At 41.7% G+C, this 11,029-nt stretch carries 11 protein-coding genes; 3 read left to right on the forward strand and 8 right to left on the reverse strand.

Annotation, left to right across the window (positions count from 1 at the left end; all coding sequences use genetic code 11):
• Positions 1-56 precede the first annotated feature (56 nt).
• The 3 genes from GRFL_RS10770 to GRFL_RS10780 all read left to right on the forward strand — a co-directional run bounded on the left by GRFL_RS10770 (position 57) and on the right by GRFL_RS10780 (position 2,756).
• Positions 57-419 carry a hypothetical protein gene (locus GRFL_RS10770; RefSeq protein WP_083644626.1) on the forward strand — a complete coding sequence of 121 codons (363 nt, stop codon included), beginning with the start codon at positions 57-59 and terminating at the stop codon, positions 417-419.
• A gap of 168 nt (positions 420-587) precedes the next feature.
• Positions 588-1,220 carry a porin family protein gene (locus GRFL_RS10775; RefSeq protein ID WP_083644627.1) on the forward strand — a complete coding sequence of 211 codons (633 nt, stop codon included), beginning with the start codon at positions 588-590 and terminating at the stop codon, positions 1,218-1,220.
• 72 nt (positions 1,221-1,292) lie between these two features.
• Positions 1,293-2,756, forward strand: coding sequence for an aldehyde dehydrogenase family protein (locus tag GRFL_RS10780; protein ID WP_083644628.1), 1,464 nt, complete (start codon positions 1,293-1,295; stop codon positions 2,754-2,756).
• Positions 2,757-2,776: 20 nt separating this feature from the next.
• Here GRFL_RS10780 and GRFL_RS10785 read toward each other — a convergent pair whose 3' ends face one another.
• From GRFL_RS10785 to fbaA, 8 genes are all read right to left on the reverse strand, one after another.
• Complete coding sequence (locus GRFL_RS10785) at positions 2,777-3,760, reverse strand: YpdA family putative bacillithiol disulfide reductase (protein ID WP_236995791.1); 984 nt, start codon at positions 3,758-3,760, stop codon at positions 2,777-2,779.
• 10 nt (positions 3,761-3,770) lie between these two features.
• Positions 3,771-4,433 (reverse strand): ribulose-phosphate 3-epimerase, encoded by a 663-nt coding sequence (rpe, locus tag GRFL_RS10790; RefSeq protein ID WP_083644630.1) that lies wholly within the window; start codon positions 4,431-4,433, stop codon positions 3,771-3,773.
• Positions 4,434-4,494: 61 nt separating this feature from the next.
• Positions 4,495-4,896 (reverse strand): BLUF domain-containing protein, encoded by a 402-nt coding sequence (locus GRFL_RS10795; protein ID WP_083644631.1) that lies wholly within the window; start codon positions 4,894-4,896, stop codon positions 4,495-4,497.
• Positions 4,897-5,089: 193 nt separating this feature from the next.
• Positions 5,090-5,953 carry a sigma-70 family RNA polymerase sigma factor gene (locus tag GRFL_RS10800; protein WP_072552879.1) on the reverse strand — a complete coding sequence of 288 codons (864 nt, stop codon included), beginning with the start codon at positions 5,951-5,953 and terminating at the stop codon, positions 5,090-5,092.
• 223 nt (positions 5,954-6,176) lie between these two features.
• Positions 6,177-8,426 (reverse strand): polyribonucleotide nucleotidyltransferase, encoded by a 2,250-nt coding sequence (locus tag GRFL_RS10805; protein WP_083644632.1) that lies wholly within the window; start codon positions 8,424-8,426, stop codon positions 6,177-6,179.
• A gap of 204 nt (positions 8,427-8,630) precedes the next feature.
• Complete coding sequence (rpsO, locus tag GRFL_RS10810) at positions 8,631-8,900, reverse strand: 30S ribosomal protein S15 (RefSeq protein WP_083644633.1); 270 nt, start codon at positions 8,898-8,900, stop codon at positions 8,631-8,633.
• A gap of 110 nt (positions 8,901-9,010) precedes the next feature.
• Positions 9,011-9,868: an acetyl-CoA carboxylase, carboxyltransferase subunit beta gene (gene accD, locus GRFL_RS10815; protein ID WP_083646090.1), complete on the reverse strand. Its 858-nt coding sequence runs from the start codon at positions 9,866-9,868 to the stop codon at positions 9,011-9,013.
• A gap of 68 nt (positions 9,869-9,936) precedes the next feature.
• Positions 9,937-11,004, reverse strand: a complete 1,068-nt coding sequence (fbaA, locus tag GRFL_RS10820; protein ID WP_083644634.1) for a class II fructose-bisphosphate aldolase — start codon at positions 11,002-11,004, stop codon at positions 9,937-9,939.
• Positions 11,005-11,029 lie beyond the last annotated feature (25 nt).

The following is an 11,029-nucleotide window of genomic DNA, read 5'->3' on the forward strand; positions in this document are numbered from 1 at the left end:
TTACCACCTGCCTTAAACTATATTTTCGTTGACGTAACTAAAATATTTCAAAAACTATGGCAGCCTATTTTAATACCGACGAGCTAAAAACTGCAATGACTAACCTTATTAAGCAGTATATCGATGAATGCGAAGAATGTCAGGAACTATCACAGGATTGTATAGATTTGATCAGGCATAATTTCCTTGCCGAATATGCAGTTTACAATCCCGATAATAACAGCATCGAAGTAGGTATTGATGTATCTGAAGATAGTTCAGAATACCCGGAACTGGAAGTATATACAATTCCTCTTACAGATGCGCAGATCAGGATCAGTAATTCTTTTCGCCAAAATGCTGAAGATTTGGAATTTTACGGCAAGCTTTTAAATAAGCAGAAGGGAATTCAGTCTTCTTCCGTAGTAGTGATGCAATAGTAAAACAATATACCCCGGAAAAGAGCTGGTGCTGTCAAAGTGCTGGCTTTTTTTGTTTGGAGACTTTTGAGAGTCAACTTTACCAACTTTTCCCTAGATTTAACCGATTAGGCCTTGGATAAGTAACCGGAATAGCTATTTTTGACAAAGCTAAACTCCTTCCTGACCATGAAAAGAGTCCTGTTACTCATTTTCTTATTGATTTTCGCTTACAAGACTAATGCTCAGTCATTTCCAGGTGATGTTACCATCTCTCCCCAGGCAGGTGTAAGCCTTTCCACTTATTTCACTTCAAAATCTGGTTTCGATCCCAGGATTGCCAGCACTGGAGGAATCATTATCGAATATTATTTTACCCGGGTCTGGAGCCTGCGTAGCGGTTTTATTTATGACCAGATGGGGGTGCGTGATAACCTTGGATATACTCAAAAACTGGACTATGTAACAGTTCCTATCAACGCCAACTGGCATTTTGGGAATCGCAATAATTTCTATCTCAACTTTGGGCCGGCAGTTTCTTTGCTGCTGGATGGTAGAGCTGAAAATGACCAGGGAGACATCATTGTTCTCACAGATGATACCGGTGCCAAATTTCAGGAATATGATCTTGGGGTTACTCTTGGTATTGGCTATAAATTTTATATTGATCGTAAAACCCAACTTTTCTTAGATTACCAGGGCTTCGGAAGCATTTGGAATATTGTTGAAAACCTGCCTTACGATGTACGCAATTCCCGTAATGCCTTCAATATTGGGGTTGTTTTTACTATGGATCCTATGAAAGGTTTCCGCCGCCGTTAACCGGTTCCCAGTTTTACCATTAGCTTAACGAGTGTTCCCGTTACATTTAAGTAACTTGAAAATAAAAACACTATGAAAAGCTATGAAAATTTAAATCTTCAGTTCATTGATGGTACTTGGGGAAAGGGTAACAGCGATTCTGTAATTAAGAATCTGAATCCTTTCGATGAATCACTCATTCACGAAATTCAGGCTTCTTCGGAAGAAGATGTAGATGCTGCTCATGAGGCCGCGTCCAAAGCAGCAGAATCATGGGGAAAAGAATTGCCCCAAAAACGAGCCGAAATTATTCAGAAGGCAGTACAAATACTGGAAAGTAGAAAGGAAGAAGTCATAGAATGGCTGATCAAGGAAGCCGGAAGCACTCGAGTAAAAGCGGAAGTAGAGGTGCAGATCACTATGGGAATCATGAAAGAATCAGCTTCTTTTCCAACCCGCTCCCACGGCTATATTTTTGATTCACTAACACCGGGAAAAGAAAATTGCGCTTATCGCAAACCTTTGGGGGTTATCGGCATCATTAGTCCGTGGAATTTTCCTTTAAACCTAAGCATGCGCTCCATCGCCCCAGCTATTGCGCTGGGAAATGCCATCGTGCTCAAACCAGCTTCTCAAACACCAGTAACGGGAGCCACGATCGCCGCTAAAATATTTGAAGAAGCCGGTCTTCCCAAAGGCGTGTTCAATGTGGTCATTGGAAAAGGATCTGAGATTGGGGACTATTTTGTGAAACATCCGGTTTCTAAGCTTATCTCGTTTACCGGCTCTACACCGGTGGGAAGAAATATAGGGAAACTGGCCGGGGAAGCTGTGAAAAAGACATCGCTCGAACTCGGTGGGAATAATGTTTTCGTGGTGATGAAAGATGCTGATGTAGAGAAGGCAGTGAACGCCGCCATGTTCGGAAAGTTCATGCACCAGGGTCAAATTTGCATGTCTACCAACAGGTTTGTGGTACACGAATCAATTGCCGATGAGTTCGTGAAGAAATTCACTGAAAAGACTGAAGCTTTGAAATATGGAGATCCTTCAGAAGAAGGTGTCACCATCGGGCCGCTGATCAATCACGATCAATTGGAAGGTATTCTGGAAGATTTGAATAAGAGCCTGGAAGCCGGTGCGAAAAAAGTGTGTGGAGGAAATCACGATGGGAATGTACTCGCCCCTACAATTCTGGACCATGTAAAAGATGATATGCCAATAGCCAAAAATGAAATTTTTGGACCTGTGGCGCCGGTAATCCGTTTTTCTAGCGAGGAAGAGGCGCTCAAAATTGCCAATTCCAGGGATTATGGATTGAGCGGAGCAGTATTTTCTGAAAATATTGAAAAAGCGGTTGCTTTTGCCCGAAAGGTTGAAACAGGAATGATCCATATCAACGACCAGACCGTTAATGATGAACCAAATGCTCCTTTTGGAGGGGAAAAAGGCTCGGGTATTGGGAGATTCAATGGGGATTTTATCCTGGAAGAGTTTACCAGGTTACAATGGGTCACCGTTCAGCATGAACCTAGAGATTATGCTCCGTTCTCCTGATGAAGATATAACTCCGAATTTTAAGAAGTCCTGCCTGGCAGGGCTTTTTCTTTTTCTGAAATATGATCTAAGATCATTTTTGCGTGTACTCGCGAGTTTTCTATAAACCACTTATGAGTTTCCACACCTCCGCAGATCACACCAGCGAGGTAAATACCCGGAATGTTGGTTTCCATGGTTTTTTCGTCGTATTGCGGAATTTTACGGCCATCTTCAGAAAGCTGGATGCCAATATTTTTCAGGAATTCAAAATTTGGCCGGTAACCGGTAAGTAACAACACAAAATCGTTTTCCAGGACTTCTTCTCCTTCCGGAGTTTCAAGAGTGACCGTATCCTCTTTGATTTCCTTCAGCCTGGAATTAAAATATGCTTTGATACTGCCTTCTTTAATACGATTCACAATATCTGGCCGAACCCAATATTTCACACGCTCCCCAATTTCTGGGCTGCGAACGACCATAGTGACCTCACCGCCTTTTCGAAAGATTTCGAGTGCGGCATCAACAGCGGAGTTACTCGCGCCTACCACGATCGTTTTCTGTGTGGCGTAAAAATGAGGGTCATTATAATAATGAGAAACTTTCGGAAGTTCTTCCCCTGGAATATGAATATAATTCGGGATATCATAGAAACCTGTGGCGATAATCACATTATCGGCCTCGTAGTTGGTTTTGGAAGAAGTGATTCGATGTTTGCCATTTTCAGCAGTTACAATAGTTGAAACCTCCTCAAAAAGGTGAATGTTGATGTTTTTAGAGGTCGCGATTCTACGATAGTATTCCAGAGCTTCCCGCTTTTGAGGCTTCGGTTTATCACTGATAAACGGGATATTATCCAGTTCCAGTTTTTCCGAAGTTGAAAAGAACTGCATGTTGGTAGGGTAGTGGTAAAGCGAATTTACAAGACAACCTTTCTCAAGAATGAGGTAATTAAGATCATTCTTTTCGGCTTCCAGGGCGCAGGCGATCCCAATGGGGCCTCCTCCAACAATGATCAGGTCCAAGTGGTTCTTTTCAGGAATTTGCAACTTCTTTCAGGTTTTTAATGGTTTTGGGCTGGTCGTTTGATTTAAACACAAAGCTTCCCGCGACCAGGGCATTAGCACCGGCTGCCGAAAGTTGTGCGGCATTTTCACTGGTCACACCCCCGTCTACTTCGATGATCAGCTCAGGATTCAGCTCACTGGCCATTTCCTTCAGGCTTTTGATCTTGTTGTAGGTGTTTTCAATAAAACTTTGTCCGCCAAAACCAGGGTTTACACTCATTACAAGTACTAGGTCGAGATCAGGCAGGATATCTTTCAGTAAATCTACGGATGTATGCGGGTTTAGTGCCACTCCGGCTTTCATGCCTTCGGCTTTAATGGCCTGAATCGTACGGTGTAAATGCGTGCAGGCTTCGTAATGCACAGTGAGAATGTTGGCGCCCAGCGAAGCAAACTCTTTAATGTAGCGGTCTGGATCAACGATCATCAAATGCACATCCAAAGGTTTATTGGTATGGGCTGAAATTGCCTTTAAAACAGGCATCCCGTAGGAAATATTCGGAACAAAAACTCCGTCCATGATATCAATGTGAAACCAGTCGGCATCACTGTTATTTACCATTTCAATATCTCGTTGAAGGTTGCCGAAATCGGCAGCAAGTAGGGAAGGAGCAATGAGGGTTTGTGACATGATGGAAAATCTTTCCAACAAAAGTACGCAGAATTCGCTGTTTCTGAAATTCTTTCAGCGCTTAGTTCATAAAGGCTTTCAGAATATTACGGGCACTTTGCTGAGACTGTTCATCCAGAATTTCGAGGAATTTGGTGTATTCATCAAATTGATCACTGTTGTAAATCACGGTTTCGGAAATAAATTCGGTCTTGTACGTTTCGTAAGCTGCAGACTTTATGGGTTTTTCAAAAATTTTAATAATACCATAATGACGCGGATCATTTTTAATAGTGGCGTACAGATCGCCGATTTTCTCCTGTTCTCCCTCCAGTATCTGAAAGAAATTACCATCGGAATACAATAATATTCCGGTAATGTTTCGTTCGTTATTATTCTTTTTTGTTTCCTGTAATAAGCCTTCAAGGTCTTCTTTAGACATTTCTCTACTGGCTGTACTTACATAGGAGATAGCGTATCGCATGAACTATGTGGTTTTCGGCGGGATAAATTTATGAAAACTGAACAACTGTTAAGGTTTCCAAATCATAAGATTATTTTAAAAAAGAAAAAACCCCGGTTCATCAGGCCGGGGTCATTCATCAATCAAAAAACGAACAGTTATTTTCATGACGGGTCATCACTCCGTCACTAAACTGTTGTCATCTTCAATATTTTTAGCCAAGATACGTTTTTAAAATTTTACTTCGGGAAGTATGTTTTAATCTTCTAATGGCTTTTTCTTTAATTTGTCTAACTCTTTCCCTTGTTAGATCAAAAGTCTCGCCAATTTCTTCTAAAGTCATTGGGTGTTGATCTCCAAGACCGAAATACAGGCGAATAACGTCTGCTTCACGAGGTGTTAAAGTTTCTAAAGCTCTCTCGATCTCTGTTCTCAATGATTCGTGTAGTAACTCTTTATCAGGGTTCGGAGATTCACCAGAACGCAATACGTCATAAAGGTTAGAATCCTCACCTTCCACTAAAGGAGCATCCATCGATACGTGACGGCCGGAGTTCTTCATAGATTCCTTCACGTCATTGATGGTCATATCTAACTCTTTTGCGATCTCTTCCGCACTTGGTGGGCGCTCGTGAGATTGCTCTAAAAATGCAAATGTTTTGTTGATTTTGTTGATCGAACCAATCTTGTTCAGCGGTAGACGAACGATACGCGACTGTTCGGCAAGCGCCTGAAGGATTGACTGACGGATCCACCAAACAGCGTATGAAATGAATTTGAAACCACGAGTTTCATCGAAACGTTTGGCAGCCTTAATAAGTCCTAAGTTACCCTCGTTAATAAGATCGGGAAGGGTAAGCCCTTGATTTTGATATTGTTTCGCTACAGATACCACGAAACGAAGGTTTGCTTTTGTAAGCTTTTCCAAAGCGCGGTTATCACCGGCTTTAATTCTTTGTGCTAATTCTACTTCCTCATCAGCAGTAATTAAATCTACTTTTCCAATTTCTTGCAAATACTTGTCCAGCGAAGCAGTTTCACGATTAGTTACCTGCTTCGTAATTTTCAGTTGTCTCATCTATCTTCTCCTTGGATTTTTAATGGTGAATAGCTCTTACACTTATTTATACGTAGGGATTCCGAAAAATGTTACAAAAAAGTTGATAAAATTTACTTTATTCTGAAAATCAGACACATATATCGGTTTCCGCTGCTAATTAGTCGGGCATATTTGAAAACCATACAAACTGAAATAAAAAAAGCCCGGTTTATCCGGGCTTTTTATAAAGTTGCGAAAAGAATTATTCATTATCTCTTCGAGGTTTTCTATCACCACGATTGTCACGACCACCTCGGTTATCTCTGCGATCACCACGGTTGTCACGATCCCCGCGATTGTTATCGCGGTTCCTGTCGCGATCACCTTCTTTACGCTCAGGGCGTGGAAGAAGCGCTTTTCTTGAAACCTTATCTTTTCTGGTCTTAGGATCAATTCCGAAGTACTTTACATCCAGCACATCACCAATATTTACCACATCGGTCACATCGTTGGTACGTTCCCAGGCCAGTTCAGAAATGTGAAGCAATACCTCGTTTCCAGGAGCTTCAACATATTCCACAACGGCACCGAAGTCTAGGACTTTGATCACTTTTACTTCATAAACGCTACCTTTTTCAGGTTTGAAGGTAATGGCATCGATCTTGGCCAAAACTTTATCAATTCCTTCCTGGCTGGTTCCAAGAATTTCAACAATTCCTTCTTCCGTTTCAGGATCTTCGTTGATCACGATCTCCGTTTTGGTCTCTTTCTGTAGTTCCTGAATTACTTTTCCTCCAGGACCAATAAGTGCACCAATGTAATCTCCAGGAATTCTTCTGGTAATGATCTTTGGAGCATGAGCTTTCACGTTTTCTCTTGGTTCAGCGATCGTTTCAGTTAGTTTGCCTAAAATGTGCAATCTACCGTCACGAGCCTGTTTAAGAGCGTTTACAAGAATTTCGTAAGAAAGTCCCTTGATCTTGATGTCCATTTGGCAGGCGGTAATACCTTCTTCCGTACCGGTAACTTTAAAGTCCATATCTCCCAGGTGATCCTCATCCCCCAGAATATCTGAAAGTACCGCGTAGTTATCTCCTTCAGAAATCAATCCCATTGCGATACCAGAAACTGGCTTTTTCAGCTGTACTCCAGAATCCATCAATGCCATCGTACCGGCACAAACAGTTGCCATAGAAGAAGAACCGTTAGATTCTAAAACTTCAGAAACAACACGTACAGTGTATGGGCAATCTGCCGGGATCATTCCTTTTAATGCTCGCTGAGCCAGGTTTCCGTGACCAATCTCACGTCTGGAAGTACCTCTAATTGGGTAAGCCTCACCGGTTGAGAATGGAGGGAAGTTATAGTGTAAATAGAATTTTTCTTCTCCCTGTTGCGTTGGAAGATCGATTTGGTTCGCTTCTCTTGAAGTACCAAGAGTTACGGTAGCAAGCGCCTGAGTTTCTCCTCTGGTAAAAACTGATGAACCATGTGGAGAAGGTAGGTAACCTACTTCACACCAGATATCTCTGATGTCTGTAGTTTTACGGCCATCCAGACGGATGCCTTCATTCAACGTAAGGTCACGAACCGCTTTTTTATGCGCTGCGGCAAAATATCCGGAGATCATTTTACCTTTTTCTTCCAGCTCCTCTTCAGTGAACATAGCAAGAACTTCTTCTTTTAACTGAGAAAAGGCTTCGCTTCTTTCTTTTTTGCTGGTTCCTCCTTTGGCGATATCATAAGCTTTCTGGTAAGTGGCATCAAAAACTTTCTTTTCGATATCCTCATCAGTATCAGCTACTTCATATTCTCTGGTTTCTTTTTTACCGAAAGCTTCAGCCAGTTTTACCTGAGCGGCACACTGAACTTTAATGGCTTCATGGGCGAATTTGATCGCTTCAGCCATTTCCTCTTCTGAAACCTCGTCCATTTCTCCTTCTACCATCATTACCGAGTCAGCCGAAGCACCAACCATCATATCGATGTCTGATTCTTCCAGTTGCTCCGCGCTTGGGTTGATGACAAATTCCCCATTGATTCGAGCTACGCGAACTTCTGAAATCGGAGTTTCGAAAGGAATGTCTGAAAGCTGGATAGCGGCTGAAGCAGCAAGTCCGGCAAGCGCATCAGGCATCACATTATCATCATGAGACATCAGTTGGATCATCACCTGTGTCTCAAATTTGTAATCTTTAGGGAATAATGGTCTTAATACACGGTCTACCAAACGCATTACAAGGATCTCCTCGCTGCTCGGTCTGGCTTCTCTTTTGAAGTAACCGCCCGGGAATCTTCCTGCTGCGGCAAATTTTTCACGATAATCGAGTGTTAACGGAAAGAAATCCATCGTGGTTGGGGTGTATGACGATACTACTGTACAAAGCAGCATGGCGTCTCCCATTCTAACAACAACCGACCCATGGGCCTGTTTTGCTAATTTTCCGGTTTCGAGAGAAATGGTTCTACCATCTCCTAAATCGATAACCTCACTAAAAGTTTTTGGAATCATAATAATTTTGAATGTTCGATCTGAATAACTTCACCAGATCATTTTTGTTATACAAAGGTCTCCGTCTTAACCGGACGGCCGGGTTGTTGTGTTGTGTGTAGTTGTGCCAGACCAATGAAAAACTACCCTTTGGGCGACAATTTTTGAAACCTAAAATAGGTTGAAACAATATATAAAAAAAGGGGGCACAAAGCCCCCTGAAATTTATTTTCTTAGTCCAAGCTCTTTTACGATGGCTCGATACCTCATGATGTCTTTTTTCATCAGGTAATCCAAAAGACTTCTTCTTTTACCAACAAGTCTTACCAGTGAACGCTCGGAGTTAAAATCTTTTCTGTTGCTCTTTAAATGCTCAGACAGGTGTGCAATTCTGTAAGTGAACAATGCAATCTGACCTTCTGCAGAACCGGTATCGGTTTTACTTTTTCCGTGTTTTGCGAAGATCTCTTCTTTTTTTTCTTTAGCTAGATACATGCCAATATTATTTAAATGATTTTTATGTATTGAAAGTTTTTCTTTCAGTCGGCAAAGATACTACTAATTTCAGAATAACCTATCTTTTGGAAAGAATTATTCGGAAATGCCTAAGCTCTAACCGGTTGATTCTGAATAAGGTCTATGTAAAGATTGACTTTATTTTTCAATTCTGATCGTTTAACGATGAAATCCAGGAAGCCTTTTTCCAGTAGGAATTCTGAAGTCTGGAAATCCTTCGGAAGATCTTTTCCTGTGGTGTCCTTCACTACACGAGGCCCTGCAAACCCGATCAAAGCTCCAGGTTCAGAAATATTGATGTCTCCCAGCATGGCGAAAGAGGCTGTGGTTCCACCGGTTGTAGGATCTGTACAAAGCGAGATATAAGGTAGTTTCGCTTCTGCCAGCTGTGCCAGTTTTACAGAAGTTTTTGCCAGCTGCATCAAAGATAGTGCGGCTTCCTGCATCCTTGCGCCACCAGATTTGGAAATGATGATCAATGGTAGTTTGTGTTTAATGGCATAATCTGCAGCGCGGGCAATTTTCTCACCAACGACAGATCCCATACTTCCTCCAACGAATTTGAAATCCATACAGGCGATCACAACATCCTTTCCTTTGGATTTTCCAACGGCACAACGAACCGCGTCTTTAAGACCGGTTTTTTCCTGCGCAGCCTTCAAACGATCGGTGTATTTTTTGGTGTCCTCGAACTTTAACGGATCTTTGGCGGTCATGCCTTTGTCCAGTTCCTTGAACTTGTTGTCATCAAATAAGATCTGGAAGTATTCGTTGCTGCCAATGCGCACGTGGTAACCATCTTCCGGACTTACATAAAAGTTACTTTCCAACTGTTCGGCATCTACAATCTTCCCGGTTGGCGATTTATACCATAAACCTTTTGGTACATCCTTTTTTTCTTCAGTTGGGGTTTGAATCCCTTTTTGTGTTCTTTTAAACCAAGCCATTTCCTTCATTTGTTTTCAATAAAAAACAGTCTTTCTATTTGGTAAGAAAGACTGTTTTTACAATGATTTTATAAAGTATTTACGTTGTTGAGATCTTCAAAAGCCTTTTTTAAACGAGCTTTGAAAGTCAGTTCTCCTTCACGTACCCATTTACGTGGGTCATAATATTTTTTATTCGGTACATCTTCTCCATCAGGGTTTCCAATCTGAGCCGCCAAATAATCTTTTTTGCTACCCATGTAGTCCCTGATTCCTTCAAGATATGCATATTGAAGATCGGTGTCGATATTCATTTTAATCACACCGTATCCAATCGCCTCGCGAATTTCTTCAACGGTAGAACCACTTCCGCCGTGGAAAACGAAATCGATATGGTTTTCTTCAACCTTATATTTTTCAGTAATATATTCCTGAGAATTTTTCAGGATTTTTGGAGTGAGCTTTACGTTTCCAGGTTTGTATACACCATGCACGTTCCCGAATGCCGCGGCAATGGTGAACTGGTCGCTTACTTTACTCAATTCTTCGTAGGCATACGCCACTTCTTCAGGTTGTGTATAGAGTTTGGAAGAATCTACATCTGTATTGTCCACACCATCTTCTTCACCTCCGGTAATTCCTAATTCGATTTCCAGAGTCATGCCCATTTTAGACATTCTTTCCAGGTATTTTTTGCAAATCTCCATATTCTCTTCGATAGATTCTTCAGAAAGATCGATCATGTGAGAGCTGTAAAGTGGTTTCCCGTGGAGTTCAAAATGTTTTTCACTGGCATCCAGTAAACCATCGATCCATGGAAGCAATTTTTTTGCGCAGTGATCGGTATGCATGATCACTGTTGCACCATAAGCTTTTGCCATTTCATGCACGTGTTTCGCTCCGGCAACAGCACCCAAAATAGCTGCTTTTTCATTTTCATTAGAAAGCCCTTTCCCAGCGTTGAACTGAGCGCCACCATTAGAAAACTGGATGATAACCGGCGAATTAAGTTCTGCGGCTGTTTCCAGAACCGCGTTGATGCTACTTGAACCAATTACGTTAACTGCCGGAATCGCAAAACCCTTTTCTTTGGCATAATTGAATATTTCCTGTACTTCTTTTCCCGTGGCTACACCAGGTTTAATGTTGTGACTCATAGTTTAAGTTGAATTAGGTTTACAA

Origin of the sequence: Christiangramia flava JLT2011 (assembly GCF_001951155.1) — a bacterium.
Lineage (GTDB): Bacteria > Bacteroidota > Bacteroidia > Flavobacteriales > Flavobacteriaceae > Christiangramia > Christiangramia flava.